This window comes from Superficieibacter sp., from assembly GCF_032071645.1.
Lineage (GTDB): Bacteria > Pseudomonadota > Gammaproteobacteria > Enterobacterales > Enterobacteriaceae > Superficieibacter.
Genome location: NZ_DAMAPU010000015.1, coordinates 53019 through 68439, shown reverse-complemented (window position 1 = coordinate 68439; position 15421 = coordinate 53019). Strand labels below are relative to the sequence as shown.

The window sequence follows — 15421 nt, the reverse complement described above, 5'->3', positions numbered from 1 at the left end:
CATGACCATGCAATCCAGTCCCATTATTACTGACATGAAGGTCATTCCGGTGGCCGGTCATGACAGTATGCTGCTGAATATCGGCGGCGCACATAACGCTTACTTCACCCGTAACATCGTCGTGCTCACCGACAGCGCCGGTAATACCGGCGTAGGTGAAGCGCCCGGCGGCGAGGTGATCCTCAAAACGCTGACCGACGCCATCCCGATGGTCATCGGTCAGGAAATTGCCCGCTTGAACCAGGTGGTACAGCGGGTTCATAAAGGCAACCAGGCCGCGGACTTCGACACCTTCGGCAAAGGTGCCTGGACCTTCGAACTGCGGGTGAATGCCGTCGCCGCGCTGGAAGCGGCGCTGCTCGATCTGCTCGGTAAAACCCTGAACGTGCCGGTCTGTGAATTGCTGGGACCGGGCAAACAGCGCGATGCGGTTACGGTGCTCGGCTACCTGTTCTACGTCGGTGACCGTACTAAAACCGATTTGCCGTATCTGGAGACCACGCCAGGCCAGCACGACTGGTATCACCTGCGCCATCAGGAAGCGCTGAACAGCGAGGCGGTCGTGCGGCTGGCGGAAGCTTCGCAGGACCGCTATGGCTTCAGGGACTTTAAGCTGAAAGGTGGCGTGCTGCCAGGCGAGCAGGAAATCGACACCGCCCGCGCGCTGAAGAAACGCTTCCCGGACGCGCGCATTACCGTGGACCCCAACGGGGCCTGGCTGCTTGATGAAGCCATCGCATTGTGCAAAGGGCTGAATGACGTGCTGACCTACGCGGAAGATCCGTGCGGAGCCGAGCAGGGCTTCTCCGGGCGCGAAGTGATGAGCGAGTTCCGCCGCGCCACCGGCCTGCCGGTCGCCACCAACATGATCGCCACCAACTGGCGTGAAATGGGCCATGCGGTGATGCTGAACGCGGTCGATATCCCCCTGGCCGACCCGCATTTCTGGACGCTCTCCGGCGCGGTACGCGTGGCGCAACTGTGCGACGACTGGGGGCTGACCTGGGGCTGCCACTCCAACAACCACTTTGATATTTCGCTGGCGATGTTTACTCACGTCGGCGCGGCGGCTCCGGGTACGCCGACCGCCATCGATACCCACTGGATCTGGCAGGAGGGCGATGCGCGCCTGACTAAAAATCCGCTGGAAATTAAAGACGGCAAAATTGCCGTCCCGGACGCGCCAGGTCTTGGTGTGGAGCTTGACTGGGATCAGGTGCAGCGTGCGCATGAAGCGTACAAAAAGCTGCCAGGCGGTGCGCGTAACGACGCAGGCCCGATGCAGTATCTGATCCCCGGCTGGACATTTGACCGTAAACGTCCTGTTTTCGGCCGTCACTGATAAAAGGATGAACGAATGACAACGCAAACTTCTACTCCCGTTGTGACCTCCATGCAGGTGATCCCGGTTGCCGGGCACGACAGTATGCTGATGAATTTAAGCGGTGCCCATGCGCCTTTCTTTACCCGCAATATCGTCATCATTAAAGACAATTCAGGGCATACCGGGGTGGGTGAAATCCCCGGCGGTGAAAAAATTCGCCAGACGCTGGAAGATGCCGCCAAACTGGTGACGGGCAAAACGCTCGGCGAGTACAAAAATACTTTAAACGCCGTGCGCAATACTTTTGCCGACCGCGATGCGGGCGGGCGCGGATTGCAAACCTTTGACCTGCGCACCACCATTCACGTCGTCACCGGTATTGAAGCGGCGCTGCTGGATTTGCTCGGTCAGCACCTCGGCGTGAACGTGGCCTCGCTGCTCGGCGACGGTCAGCAGCGTAGCGAAGTGGAAATGCTCGGCTACCTGTTCTTCGTCGGCAACCGCAAAGCGACGCCGCTCGAGTACCAGAGCCAGCCGGATGAAAAGTGCGACTGGTATCGTCTGCGTCATGACGAAGCGATGACCCCGGACGCGGTAGTGCGTCTGGCGGAAGCGGCATATGAAAAATACGGCTTCAACGATTTCAAACTGAAAGGCGGCGTGCTGGCGGGCGAGGAAGAAGCCGAATCGATCGTCGCGCTGGCAAAACGTTTCCCGCAGGCGCGCGTAACGCTCGATCCGAACGGCGCATGGTCGCTCAACGAAGCGATCGGCATCGGCAAATACCTGAAAGGAACGCTGGCCTATGCGGAAGATCCGTGCGGGGCCGAGCAGGGCTTCTCCGGTCGCGAAGTGATGGCTGAATTCCGTCGCGCCACCGGTCTGCCGACCGCCACCAATATGATCGCCACCGACTGGCGGCAGATGGGCCACACGCTGTCCCTGCAATCGGTCGATATTCCGCTGGCGGACCCGCACTTCTGGACCATGCAGGGATCGGTGCGCGTGGCGCAGATGTGCCACGAATTCGGCCTGACATGGGGCTCTCACTCCAATAACCACTTTGATATTTCGCTGGCGATGTTTACCCATGTAGCCGCCGCCGCGCCGGGCAAGGTGACCGCTATCGATACCCACTGGATCTGGCAGGAAGGCAACCAGCGCCTGACCAGACAGCCGTTTGAAATTAAAGGCGGCATGGTGCAGGTGCCGACCACGCCGGGTCTGGGCGTTGAACTGGATATGGATCGGGTAATGAAAGCCCATGAGCTGTACCAGAAACACGTACTGGGCGCGCGCGACGATGCGATGGGAATGCAGTACCTGATCCCGAACTGGACGTTTGATAACAAGCGCCCCTGCATGGTGCGTTGATACGGTGCCGGTTCCTGCGCGAACCGGCATTTTTTTCCCTCCTTCGGATGTATGCTCACAGCAGTTAACACGCGTAAGGACAGCCTATGAAAATTGTTATCGCACCTGATTCATACAAGGAAAGTCTGAGCGCCTTAGAGGTGGCGACCGCGATAGAACAGGGATTCAGCGAAATCTTCCCTGACGCGCAGTATGTGAAACTGCCGCTGGCAGACGGCGGGGAGGGCACCGTTGAAGCGATGGTCGCCGCCACGGAAGGACGAATAATTCATGTGAATGTGACCGGGCCGCTTGGCGAGCCGGTGAATGGCTTTTACGGCATTTCCGCCGACGAGCAGAGCGCCTTTATTGAAATGGCGGCGGCAAGCGGTCTGGAGCTGGTGCCTTCTGCCCGGCGCAATCCGCTGCAAACCACTTCCTGGGGCACCGGGGAGCTGATCCGTCACGCGCTGGATGCCGGTGCCCGGCATATCATCATCGGCATTGGCGGCAGCGCGACAAACGATGGCGGAGCCGGAATGGTGCAGGCGCTGGGGGCGAAACTGCTCGATGAACAGGATACGCAAATCGCCCAGGGCGGCGGGGCGCTGGAGACACTGGTGCGGATAGATATCAGCGCGCTGGACCCGCGTCTGGCGGAATGCCGGATTGAAGTGGCCTGCGACGTGACCAATACCCTGACCGGCGAAAAAGGTGCAACGGCGATTTTCGGCCCGCAGAAAGGCGCGACGAAGACGATGATCCCCCGGCTGGATGGCGCACTGGAGCACTTCGCGCAGATTATCGCCCGCGATCTGGATATTCAGGTGCTGGATCTGGCGGGCGGCGGTGCGGCTGGCGGCATGGGCGCGGCGCTGTACGCGTTTTGCGGCGCGCAACTGCGTCAGGGCATTGAAATTGTTACCGACGCGCTGAAGCTGGACCAGCAGGTTGCGGATGCGGATTTAGTGATCACCGGCGAAGGGCGCATCGACAGTCAGACCATTCACGGCAAAGTCCCGGTGGGCGTCGCCCGGATAGCAAAACGCTATAACAAACCGGTGATCGGCATTGCCGGAAGCCTGACGGCTGACGTCGGCGTGGTTCATGAACACGGACTGGATGCGGTATTTAGCGTGCTGTACACCATTTGCACGCTGGAAGAGGCGCTGGATAACGCGGGTGAAAACGTGCGCATGAGCGCACGCAATATTGCCGCCGTGCTGAAAGCCGGGCAAAGCCTGGCATAATGCTTTCAGGCCGGATCATCCTCCGGCCTTTTCGCAAGTTTAACCCCGGGCGAGATGCGCGCCCGCTTCCCGCGTCACATTGTCGATTTCATCTACCAGCTCCAGCAGTTCCGGCTCCAGCTCATCAGCGGGCGTGCCGCTGCGTAACTGTTGTTCAATTAACTGACAGAGGTTTTTCAGGCACGGCACCCCGCTGTAGCCGCAGCTACCATGCAGTTTATGAATAATATCCACCAGGCTGTCGCTGCTTTCGCCCGCAAGCTGTTGCTCCACGCGGGCGCGAACTTCCGGCAGGAATTGCACCAGCATCTGAAGCATCTCACGGGCGAGATCCGCTTTGCCCGCCGCCTGGCGCAGGGCCAGATCCCAGTCCAGAGTGGCGTTCTGATTCACAGGGATCTCTACCGCTTCGGGCCGATTCACCGCCATCTGCGGACCGGGCTTATAGCGCAGCAGCATGTTATGCAGCTTATTCTCTTCAATGGGCTTCGCCAGATAGTCATTCATCCCTGCGCCGAGCAGTTTCTCTTTTTGCCCGGCCATCGCGTGCGCGGTCACGGCCACAATCGGCGTTTGCTGCTGGTGAGGAATTTGACGAATTAATTCGCAGGCGCGAATGCCGTCCATTTCCGGCATCTGAATATCCATCAGAATCGCATCAAACTGCATCTGCTTCGCGCGGTTGACCGCTTCCTGCCCGCTATCGCACAGTTCTACGTGCAGCACCAGATCGTCGAGAAGCGCGCCAATCAGCTTCAGGTTGGCGGGATTATCGTCCACCGCCATCACCGACATCGCCAGCTTGTTATCGTCAGCCAGCGGCGGCGGGACGTTGCTGATGCGGCAAAACTCCGTCAGCGCGGGCAGCAGCCGCACCGGGTTTAATGGCTTGAGCAGGCAGGCCGCCGCGCCGTCCTGCTTCAGCGCCTCCGCATTCACCTGCGCATGGCACGGCAGTGCCAGCAGCAGATAGTCAGTCATCGCCCGCGCCCGCACCAGTTTTTCCTGATGCATACTCAGCTCGCGCACCGCCACCGGCACGCCGATCAGCAGAATATCGTAGCGATCCTCCGGCAGTGCGGCGAGGGTCGGGCTGTAAATCACGTCCAGCGGCGTGGTCGTCAGTAAATCAAGAGTGGATTGCGCGGCGGTGGCGTTCGCCTCAACGTAAGCCAGGCGTTTACCGATCAGGCACTGGGTCATCGGCCCTTCGGAAATAACGTTCGGATTGAGGTCCAGGCTCAGGTGGAACCAGAACGTGGAGCCGCGATTCGGCTGGCTGTGGAACGAAATATCGCCGCCCATTTCGTTGACCAGACGCTGGGTGATAGCCAGTCCCAGCCCCGTGCCGCCGTGGCGACGAGAGATACTGGCGTCGGCCTGACGAAAGGCCTGGAACAGCCGCGACTGGTCAGCCTCCGGGATGCCGATCCCGGTATCGCGGATCTGCACCTCAAGCTGGACGTTGGTATGACTGAGCGCGCGCTTATCGACCACAATGTCGATATTTCCATGCTCGGTAAATTTAATCGCATTCCCCAGCAGATTGGTAATGACCTGCTGAAGACGCAGCGGATCGCCGATAACGTTATCCGGCACGTCATTTTTAATGTTCAGCGTCAGCTCAAGACCTTTATCGTGCGCCGCTTGCGCCAGCAGCGTCACCACTTCATCCAGCAGGCTGCGCAGCGGGAACGGAATGCTCTCCAGCAGAAGTTTACCGGCCTCCAGTTTGGAGAAGTCCAGCACGTCATTAATGATGGTCAGCAGGTTATTGGCAGAGCGCTCGATGGTATTGAGGTGATCGCGCTGGGTCGGATTGAGCTCGGTTTTCAGCGTCAGACGGGTAAAGCCAATCACCCCGTTCAGCGGCGTGCGCAGCTCGTGCGACATATTGGCGAGGAATTCGGATTTAATGCGCGCCGCTTCCTGAGCGCGTTTTTTCGCCAGCCCCAGCTCGACGTTCTGGATCTCCATCTGCTCAAGGGTTTCGCGCAAATCAGAGGTTGCCTGATCGACGTTGTGCTGCATCTCTTCGTGGTAGGCCGCCAGCGACATCGCCATCGAGTTGATGCCGTTTTTCAGCATATCCAGCTCGCCCAGCATAAAACCTTCCACCCGGCTATCAAGCTGCCCGCGACGAATACGGTCAACGGTATTCACCATATTGCGGATCGGGCTGGTCACGTCACGCATTAACCGCCAGCCGAACACCAGCGCGATACCGATGCAGAACAGCATCATCAGGGTGGAAATAATAATTTCCTGATACTGCTGAAGCCGTACCGATTTTAAATCCAGCTCCAGCGCCACGTAACCGAGCATATTGTCCGGCGCTTTGGCGTCGGAGGTGGCGGATTCATCGGGTGAATAGCTTTCTGACAAAATGGGCGTACGCAGGATCATCATATCCCCTGAGCGGACGACTTTCAGGCGACGCGGCCAGGCTTCGTCATTGGACAGGCGCAGCACGTCAGGGTCAAGATGATAATTTGAGGTCACAAACAGCCGATTGTGTTCATCATAGACCGAAATCGCCCGTACAATATCGGAGTGGCGGCGGTGCAGAACGCTGATTAACTGCACGAGCGATTCGCGGTTTTGCAGATTCATCCCGTATTCGCTGGAGACGGCCAGCGGTTCAATAATGCTGGCTCCGGCATCTTCAAGCTGGCGCTGTAGATCGTTATAACGATGGACAACAAAGAAGATACTGAGCAGCAAACCGATTAGCACGGTAGGGGCCAGGATCAAAATCATCATGCGAGCACGCAGGCTGTAGTTGGTCATGGAGTTCCGTTATGGGACAATTAGAGTCATTCTGTATGATTGAGAAAATTCTCGACGATGGCGCAATTCTACTCTGCAAAACGACGCGTGACGACGCGTCAGATCATAACCGTGACGGTAAATGACCTCGATCCTTTCGGCCAGGGCGTTGCCCGCCATCATGGAAAAGCGTTATTCATTGCTGGCCTGCTGCCGCAGGAGAGCGCGGAAGTCGTTATTACCGGAGACAAAAAGCAGTATGCCCAGGCGCAGGTAAAACGTCGACTGAACGACAGCCCGGAGCGCGTTACCCCACGCTGCCCGCATTTTGGCATCTGCGGTGGCTGTCAGCAGCAGCACGCCAGCGTTCCGCTTCAGCAGTGCAGCAAGCAAGCGGCGCTTTCCCGACTGATGAAGCGTGAGGTGGATGAAATCATTGCCGCCGAGCCGTGGGGTTACCGCCGCCGCGCGCGGCTGAGTCTGAATTATCAGCCGAAAACCCAGCGCTTACAGATGGGGTTTCGTAAAATCAGCGCCAGCGATATCGTGGATATACATCAGTGCCCCGTTTTGGTGCCCCGTCTTGAAGCATTACTTCCGGCGCTGCGTGAGTGTCTCACCGATTTAAAAAGCGCACGTCATCTGGGGCATGTGGAACTGGTGCTGGCCGACAACGGCCCGCTGATGATCCTGCGCCATACAGCGCCGCTTCCCGATGCCGATAAAGAAAAACTGGAACGCTTTTCGCATTCTCACGACCTTGCGCTGTACCTTGCGCCGCAAAGCGAGATACTGGAACCCTTAACGGCGAATCAGCCCTGGTATCAGTCCGGCGGACTACGCTTAGCGTTTAGCCCGCGCGATTTTATTCAGGTCAACGATGCGGTGAATCAGCAAATGGTGGCGACCGCGCTGGCATGGCTGGATGTTAAGCCTGACGACTGGGTGCTGGATCTGTTCTGCGGAATGGGGAATTTTACGCTACCTTTGGCGCAGCGGGCGGCAAGCGTGGTGGGCGTAGAAGGCGTGGCAGCGCTGGTGGCGAAAGGTCAGCAGAATGCCGCACAAAATGAATTGCATAATGTAACGTTTTTTCATGAGAATCTTGAAGAGGATGTTACGCAACAGCCGTGGGCACAGCACGGATTTGATAAAATACTGCTCGACCCGGCCCGCGCCGGTGCGCCGGGAGTAATGCAGCATATAATAAAATTAGCCCCGGAACGGGTGGTTTACGTTTCCTGTAACCCGGCGACGCTTGCGCGAGACAGCGAAGCGTTGCTGGCCGCCGGATATCAAATCCAGCGGCTGGCGATGCTTGATATGTTCCCGCATACGGGGCATCTGGAATCAATGGTGTTATTTGAGCGCCAATAAATTGTAGCGGCTTGCTGAATCCGGCAGGCCCGGTCCCTGAAAGGAGAGGACGATGGTTGCGGTAAGAAGTTCACATATTAATAAAGCGGGCGAGTTTGACCCGAAAAAATGGATCGGCAGTCTGGGCATTTCCAGCCAGCAGTCGTGTGAACGCTTAACCGAGACCTGGGCCTACTGTCGCGAGCAGACGCAGGGCCATCCTGATGCCGACCTGTTACTGTGGCGCGGCGTGGAGATGGTCGAAATCCTCTCCATGCTGAGCATGGACATCGATACCCTGCGCGCGGCGCTGCTGTTCCCGCTGGCAGACAGCAACGTGGTTAGCGAAGAGGCGCTTGAGGACGCGGTGGGCAAACCGGTGGTTTTACTGATCCACGGCGTGCGCGATATGGCGGCGATCCGTCAGCTCAAGGCCACCCACACCGATTCCGTCTCGTCCGAGCAGGTTGATAACGTGCGGCGGATGCTGCTGGCGATGGTCGATGATTTCCGCTGCGTGGTCATCAAACTCGCCGAGCGGGTGGCGCACCTGCGTGAAGTTAAAGACGCGCCGGAAGATGAACGCGTGCTGGCGGCCAAAGAGTGCACCAACATCTATGCGCCGCTGGCTAACCGTCTTGGCATCGGGCAGCTGAAATGGGAGCTGGAAGATTACTGCTTCCGCTATCTGCATCCGGCGGAGTACAAACGCATTGCCAAACTGCTGCACGAGCGCCGTCTCGATCGCGAGCAGTACATTGAGGAGTTCGTCGGCCATCTGCGGTCTGAAATTAAAACCGAAGGCGTGAAAGCCGAAGTCTACGGGCGACCAAAACACATCTACAGCATCTGGCGCAAAATGCAGAAAAAACATCTCGCGTTTGACGAGCTGTTTGACGTGCGCGCGGTGCGTATCGTTGCCGAGCGTCTCCAGGATTGCTACGCCGCGCTGGGGATCGTACATACCCACTATCGCCATCTGCCGGACGAGTTCGACGACTACGTTGCCAATCCGAAACCCAACGGCTATCAGTCGATTCACACCGTCGTGCTGGGGCCGGGCGGTAAAACCGTTGAAATTCAGATCCGCACTAAGCAGATGCACGAAGATGCTGAACTGGGCGTTGCCGCGCACTGGAAGTACAAAGAAGGGACCGTGGCGGGCGGCGCGCGTTCCGGGCATGAAGATCGCATCGCCTGGCTGCGCAAGCTGATTGCCTGGCAGGAAGAAATGGCGGACTCCGGCGAAATGCTCGACGAAGTGCGCAGCCAGGTCTTTGACGACCGGGTATACGTCTTTACGCCGAAAGGCGACGTGGTGGATTTGCCCGCTGGCTCCACGCCGCTGGATTTTGCCTATCACATCCACAGCGATGTCGGTCACCGCTGTATCGGGGCCAAGATCAGCGGCCGTATTGTGCCGTTTACCTATCAGTTGCAGATGGGCGATCAGATCGAAATCATCACCCAGAAGCAGCCGAATCCAAGCCGCGACTGGCTGAATCCGAACCTCGGCTATGTCACCACCAGCCGTGGGCGCGCCAAGATCCACAACTGGTTCCGCAAACAGGATCGTGACAAAAACATCCTTGCGGGACGGCAGATCCTCGATGATGAGCTCGAGCATTTGGGTATCAGCCTGAAAGAGGCGGAGAAATTCCTCCTGCCGCGCTATAACTTCAATGAAATCGAGGAGTTACTGGCGGCCATCGGCGGCGGCGATATTCGTCTCAACCAGATGGTTAATTTCCTGCAATCGCAGTTTAATAAACCGAGCGCCGCCGAGCAGGACGCGGCGGCGCTGAAGCAGCTCCAGCAAAAAACCTATGCGCCGCCGAATCGCAGCAGTAAAGACGACGGACGGGTCGTTGTTGAGGGCGTGGGCAATCTGATGCATCACATTGCCCGCTGCTGCCAGCCGATTCCTGGCGATGAAATTGTTGGCTTCATCACTCAGGGGCGCGGGATTTCCGTCCATCGCGCCGACTGCGATCAGCTTGCCGAACTGCAAACCCATGCGCCGGAACGTATCGTCGATGCCGTCTGGGGCGAAAGCTACTCGGCGGGTTACTCGCTGGTGGTGCGCGTCACCGCTAACGATCGCAGCGGCCTGCTGCGCGACATCACCACCATTCTGGCGAATGAGAAGGTGAATGTGCTGGGCGTTGCCAGCCGCAGCGATACCAAACAGCAGCTTGCCAACATCGACATGACCATCGAAATCTATAACCTCCAGGTACTGGGCCGGGTGTTAAGCAAACTTAACCAGGTGCCGGATGTGATTGACGCCAGACGTCTGCACGGCGGCTAACGGCGGCCTTGTCTTTTTCTTCCCCCGGCTGGGCAATCCGCGCCGGGGGATCTCTTTTGTTAATCAGGAAATCCTCATGACTCAAATAACCCGCCTGCTCACCATCATGCAGCGTCTGCGTGACCCGCAAAACGGCTGTCCGTGGGACAAAGAGCAGACTTTCGCCACCATCGCGCCTTACACCCTCGAAGAAACCTACGAAGTGCTGGATGCCATCGCGCGCGAAGATTTTGACGATCTGCGCGGCGAGCTGGGCGACCTGCTGTTTCAGGTGGTGTTTTATGCGCAGATGGCGCAGGAAGAAGGGCGTTTTGATTTTAACGATATCTGCGCTGCCATCAGCGACAAGCTGGAACGTCGCCATCCGCATATTTTTGGCGACGCCAGCGCCGAAAACAGCGAAGAGGTGCTGGTGCGCTGGGAACAAATCAAAAGCGACGAGCGGGCGCAGAAAGCGCAGCACTCCGCGCTGGACGATATTCCGCACAGCTTCCCGGCCCTGATGCGCGCGCATAAAATTCAGAAGCGTTGCTCGGCGGTAGGTTTTGACTGGACCTCTCTCGGCCCGGTACTGGATAAAGTCCATGAAGAAATCGACGAAGTCATGCACGAAGCGCAGCAGGCGGTGGTCGATCAGCAGCGGGTGGAAGAAGAAATGGGCGATTTGCTGTTCGCCACCGTCAATCTTTCCCGTCATCTGGGCGTCAAAGCGGAGGTCGCATTGCAAAAAGCGAACCTTAAATTTGAACGCCGTTTCCGCGAAGTGGAGCGCATTGTGGCGGCGCGTGGCCTCGAAATGACCGGGGTTGACCTCGAAACGATGGAAGAAGTCTGGCAGCAGGTAAAACGCCAGGAATATGATCTCTAACGATTTTCGCGTCGAGCGGCGTTTTGTGCGATTTTTTAAATAACAAGCGCTTGATTTGCGTCAAAAACATTTCGCCAAAAGTGGCTATTTTCTCACTCCTTAACTCGTTGGACCTGATTGAAGAGGGGGAAGAATGAAAGTTTGTGGCGCTCGTCATGTTCCGGTATACTACTTTCCCGTCCTGGTTATTCCATCGTCTTTTAAACCTAACTTCTCAGGTTCAGCATGACAACGAACTATATTTTTGTGACCGGCGGGGTCGTTTCCTCTCTGGGTAAAGGCATTGCCGCAGCCTCCCTCGCAGCCATTTTAGAAGCCCGTGGCCTCAATGTGACCATGATGAAACTGGATCCGTACATTAACGTCGATCCGGGCACCATGAGCCCAATCCAACACGGGGAAGTGTTCGTTACTGAAGACGGCGCTGAAACCGATCTGGACCTCGGCCACTACGAGCGCTTCATCCGCACTAAAATGAGCCGCCGTAACAACTTCACCACGGGTCGCATCTATTCCGACGTTCTGCGTAAAGAGCGCCGTGGCGACTACCTGGGCGCGACCGTTCAGGTTATCCCACATATCACCAATGCCATTAAAGAGCGCGTGCTGGAAGGCGGCGAAGGGCATGACGTGGTACTGGTTGAAATCGGCGGTACGGTCGGCGATATCGAATCTCTGCCGTTCCTGGAAGCGATTCGCCAGCTGGCGGTTGATATTGGTCGTGAACACGCGCTGTTTATGCACCTCACGCTGGTGCCTTACATGGCTGCCGCAGGTGAAGTCAAAACCAAGCCGACCCAGCACTCCGTAAAAGAACTACTCTCCATCGGTATCCAGCCGGATGTCCTGATTTGCCGCTCCGACCGCGCCATTCCTGCCAATGAGCGTGCGAAAATTGCTTTGTTCTGTAACGTTCCAGAAAAAGCCGTTATTTCTCTGAAAGACGTCGATTCGATTTATAAAATTCCTGGCCTGTTGAAATCACAGGGGCTGGACGATTATATTTGTAAACGATTCAGCCTGAACTGTCAGGAAGCAAATCTGTCAGAATGGGAGCAGGTGATTTATCAGGAAGCGAATCCGGCGGGTGAAGTCAACATCGGTATGGTCGGCAAGTACATCGAACTGCCGGACGCCTACAAATCAGTGATCGAAGCGTTGAAGCACGGCGGCCTGAAAAACCGTGTGACCGTCAACATCAAACTGATTGATTCGCAGGATGTCGAAACGCGCGGCGTGGAGATCCTCAAAGATCTGGATGCCATTCTGATCCCCGGCGGCTTTGGCTACCGTGGTGTTGAAGGCAAAATCGCCACCGCGCGTTATGCGCGTGAAAACAATATTCCGTACCTGGGCATTTGCCTGGGGATGCAGGTTGCATTGATTGAGTTTGCCCGCAACGTGGTGGGCATGGACAACGCCAACTCAACTGAATTTGTGCCAGACTGTAAGTACCCGGTTGTGGCGCTGATCACTGAATGGCGTGATGAAGAAGGCAATGTTGAAGTGCGTACCGAAAAGAGCGATCTCGGTGGCACAATGCGCCTGGGCGCACAGCAGTGTCAGCTTGGCGATGACAGCCTGGTACGCCAGCTGTACGGTACGCCGACGATTGTCGAGCGTCATCGTCATCGTTACGAAGTCAACAATATGCTGTTGAAACAAATTGAAGCTGCGGGCCTGCGCGTTGCAGGCCGTTCCGGTGATGATCAGTTAGTCGAGATCATTGAAGTGCCGAATCATCCATGGTTCGTCGCCTGTCAGTTCCACCCGGAATTTACTTCCACCCCGCGTGACGGGCATCCGCTGTTTGCAGGCTTTGTGAAAGCCGCCAGCGAGTACCAGAAGCGTCAGGCGAAGTAAAAGAGTTAGAACGGCAACGCCCCATGCGGGGCGTTGTTTGTCTGGAGTTTTAGTTTAACTTGTACTGAGGAAAACCTAATGTCCAAAATCGTTAAAGTCATCGGTCGTGAAATCATCGACTCCCGTGGTAACCCGACTGTTGAAGCCGAAGTACACCTGGAAGGTGGTTTCGTTGGTATGGCAGCTGCTCCGTCAGGTGCTTCAACGGGTTCCCGCGAAGCGCTGGAACTGCGCGATGGCGACAAATCCCGTTTCCTGGGTAAAGGCGTAACCAAAGCCGTTGGCGCGGTTAACGGCCCGATCGCTCAGGCTATCCTTGGCAAAGACGCCAAAGATCAGGCTGGCATCGACAAAATCATGATCGACCTGGATGGTACTGAAAACAAATCCAACTTCGGTGCGAACGCTATCCTGGCCGTGTCTCTGGCTAACGCCAAAGCTGCTGCTGCCGCTAAAGGCCAGCCGCTGTACGAGCACATCGCTGAACTGAACGGCACCCCGGGCAAATACTCCATGCCGGTTCCGATGATGAACATCATCAACGGTGGTGAGCACGCAGACAACAACGTTGATATTCAGGAATTCATGATTCAGCCAGTAGGCGCGAAATCCCTGAAAGAAGCCGTACGTATGGGTTCTGAAGTGTTCCACAACCTGGCTAAAGTGCTGAAAGGCAAAGGCCTGAACACTGCTGTTGGCGACGAAGGCGGCTATGCGCCGAACCTGGGTTCCAACGCTGAAGCGCTGGCTGTTATCGCTGAAGCTGTTAAAGCCGCTGGCTACGAGCTGGGCAAAGACATCACTCTGGCGATGGACTGTGCAGCATCTGAATTCTACAAAGACGGTAAATACGTTCTGGCTGGCGAAGGCAACAAAGCGTTCACCTCTGAAGAATTCACCCACTTCCTGGAAGATCTGACCAAACAGTATCCGATCGTTTCCATCGAAGATGGTCTGGACGAATCTGACTGGGCTGGCTTCGCTTACCAGACCAAAGTACTGGGCGACAAAATCCAGCTGGTTGGTGACGATCTGTTCGTAACCAACACCAAGATCCTGAAAGAAGGCATCGAAAAAGGCATCGTTAACTCCATCCTGATCAAATTCAACCAGATCGGTTCTCTGACCGAAACTCTGGCTGCAATCAAGATGGCGAAAGACGCTGGCTACACCGCTGTCATCTCTCACCGTTCTGGTGAAACTGAAGATGCCACCATCGCTGACCTGGCTGTGGGCACCGCTGCTGGCCAGATCAAAACCGGTTCCATGAGCCGTTCTGACCGCGTTGCTAAATACAACCAGCTGATTCGTATCGAAGAAGCGCTGGGCGCGAAAGCACCGTACAACGGTCGTAAAGAGATCAAAGGCCAGGCATAATCGTCTGCTCTTAAGCTCTTAATAAAAAACCCGCTTCGGCGGGTTTTTTTATGCCTACAGCAGCAGGGGCAGCGTCGCGCTGGCGGTTTGCTGGCTGGCCTCGCCGTAATGCGGGTCATGGGACATTAGCGCTGAGATCACCAGTTCCACCAGCAGCATCGCGCCCACTTTGGCATTGAGCGCCCCGGCGCTGAGCGGGCCTTCAGGCCTGGCGGCTACCAGCAGAATATCGCTGAGCGACGCCAGCGGACTGCGCGGCGTATTGCTGATGACCAGCACCTGCGCACCGCTTTTACGCGCCAGTTTGACGACGTGGAGCAGGTCGCGGGTAGAGCCGGAGCTGGAAATCGCCACCACCACATCCGTCGGACCCAGCGCGGTGGCATTCATCGCCGCGCGGTGCATATCACTAAAAAGCTGACCGGCCTTGCTGAGGCGCAGCAGCTTGTAATGCAGATAATCGCCGATAATCGCGCTGGCGGCGACACCGTAAATTTGCACGGAACGCGCCCGATGCAGCACCGCGGCGGCCTGCTCCAGCACGCTGCGATCCAGCAGCCTGGCGGTATCGCGCAACGCCTGCACCGACTCATCCACCAGCGTATCTATCTCATCGCCCTGTTCACGCGGAGCCTGTGAACGCTGCACGTCCAGCGCCAGCGCCATTTTGAATTCGGTATAGCCCTTGCAGCCCAGCGCCCGGCACAGGCGGGTCACGCTGGCTTCGCTGGTTTCGCTCTCGCGCGCCAGTTCGGTGATGGTCATATACAGCACCCGCGCGGGATCGGCCTGCACATACTCCCCCAGCTTTTGCTGAGTGGGACTGTAGCCCGCCAGGCTTTGTCGCAGACGGAGTAGTACATTTTCATTTTCAGCCATGCCAGTTTCCTTTCACATCTTCATGCCGCTCAGTGTGGCGGAAATCGGGCCTCCGGTGCCAGTCATTTTAA

General features: G+C 57.0%; 10 protein-coding genes. 8 read left to right on the top strand and 2 right to left on the bottom strand.

Going from position 1 to position 15421, the window contains the following annotated elements; translation table 11 throughout:
- Position 1 precedes the first annotated feature (1 nt).
- The 3 genes from RT197_RS18830 to RT197_RS18820 all read left to right on the top strand — a co-directional run bounded on the left by RT197_RS18830 (position 2) and on the right by RT197_RS18820 (position 3927).
- Complete coding sequence (locus RT197_RS18830) at positions 2–1342, top strand: enolase C-terminal domain-like protein (protein WP_312952684.1); 1341 nt, start codon at positions 2–4, stop codon at positions 1340–1342.
- A gap of 15 nt (positions 1343–1357) precedes the next feature.
- Entirely contained in the window at positions 1358–2698 is a 1341-nt protein-coding gene (gene gudD / locus RT197_RS18825) for a glucarate dehydratase (protein ID WP_312952683.1), read from the top strand.
- Between the two features lie 86 nt (positions 2699–2784).
- On the top strand, positions 2785–3927 hold the full coding sequence (locus RT197_RS18820; protein ID WP_312952682.1) for a glycerate kinase: 1143 nt from the start codon (positions 2785–2787) through the stop codon (positions 3925–3927).
- A 39-nt stretch (positions 3928–3966) separates the two neighbouring features.
- Here the strand turns inward: RT197_RS18820 and barA are convergent, their stop codons facing one another.
- Entirely contained in the window at positions 3967–6717 is a 2751-nt protein-coding gene (barA, locus tag RT197_RS18815; RefSeq protein WP_312952680.1) for a two-component sensor histidine kinase BarA, read from the bottom strand.
- Positions 6718–6774: 57 nt separating this feature from the next.
- Between barA and rlmD the strand changes: the two genes are divergently transcribed.
- From rlmD to eno, 5 genes are all read left to right on the top strand, one after another.
- Entirely contained in the window at positions 6775–8073 is a 1299-nt protein-coding gene (gene rlmD, locus RT197_RS18810; RefSeq protein ID WP_312952679.1) for a 23S rRNA (uracil(1939)-C(5))-methyltransferase RlmD, read from the top strand.
- A 52-nt stretch (positions 8074–8125) separates the two neighbouring features.
- On the top strand, positions 8126–10363 hold the full coding sequence (gene relA, locus RT197_RS18805) for a GTP diphosphokinase (RefSeq protein WP_312952678.1): 2238 nt from the start codon (positions 8126–8128) through the stop codon (positions 10361–10363).
- 76 nt (positions 10364–10439) lie between these two features.
- Positions 10440–11231, top strand: coding sequence for a nucleoside triphosphate pyrophosphohydrolase (gene mazG, locus RT197_RS18800; RefSeq protein ID WP_312952677.1), 792 nt, complete (start codon positions 10440–10442; stop codon positions 11229–11231).
- Between the two features lie 225 nt (positions 11232–11456).
- On the top strand, positions 11457–13094 hold the full coding sequence (pyrG, locus tag RT197_RS18795) for a glutamine hydrolyzing CTP synthase (RefSeq protein WP_312952675.1): 1638 nt from the start codon (positions 11457–11459) through the stop codon (positions 13092–13094).
- 78 nt (positions 13095–13172) lie between these two features.
- Positions 13173–14471 carry a phosphopyruvate hydratase gene (eno, locus tag RT197_RS18790; protein WP_312952674.1) on the top strand — a complete coding sequence of 433 codons (1299 nt, stop codon included), beginning with the start codon at positions 13173–13175 and terminating at the stop codon, positions 14469–14471.
- Between the two features lie 54 nt (positions 14472–14525).
- On the opposite strand, the gene RT197_RS18785 is transcribed toward eno, so the two are convergent.
- Positions 14526–15350 (bottom strand): MurR/RpiR family transcriptional regulator, encoded by an 825-nt coding sequence (locus RT197_RS18785; RefSeq protein ID WP_312952672.1) that lies wholly within the window; start codon positions 15348–15350, stop codon positions 14526–14528.
- Positions 15351–15421 lie beyond the last annotated feature (71 nt).

Excerpts from the sequence above, each read along its gene's own strand:
- RT197_RS18820 (WP_312952682.1), top strand. The coding sequence starts at position 2,785 with ATGAAAATTGTTATCGCACCTGATTCATACAAGGAAAGTCTGAGCGCC.
- pyrG (WP_312952675.1), top strand. The coding sequence starts at position 11,457 with ATGACAACGAACTATATTTTTGTGACCGGCGGGGTCGTTTCCTCTCTG.
- relA (WP_312952678.1), top strand. The coding sequence starts at position 8,126 with ATGGTTGCGGTAAGAAGTTCACATATTAATAAAGCGGGCGAGTTTGAC.
- RT197_RS18785 (WP_312952672.1), bottom strand. The coding sequence starts at position 15,350 with ATGGCTGAAAATGAAAATGTACTACTCCGTCTGCGACAAAGCCTGGCG.
- eno (WP_312952674.1), top strand. The coding sequence starts at position 13,173 with ATGTCCAAAATCGTTAAAGTCATCGGTCGTGAAATCATCGACTCCCGT.
- RT197_RS18830 (WP_312952684.1), top strand. The coding sequence starts at position 2 with ATGACCATGCAATCCAGTCCCATTATTACTGACATGAAGGTCATTCCG.
- rlmD (WP_312952679.1), top strand. The coding sequence starts at position 6,775 with ATGGCGCAATTCTACTCTGCAAAACGACGCGTGACGACGCGTCAGATC.
- barA (WP_312952680.1), bottom strand. The coding sequence starts at position 6,717 with ATGACCAACTACAGCCTGCGTGCTCGCATGATGATTTTGATCCTGGCC.
- mazG (WP_312952677.1), top strand. The coding sequence starts at position 10,440 with ATGACTCAAATAACCCGCCTGCTCACCATCATGCAGCGTCTGCGTGAC.
- gudD (WP_312952683.1), top strand. The coding sequence starts at position 1,358 with ATGACAACGCAAACTTCTACTCCCGTTGTGACCTCCATGCAGGTGATC.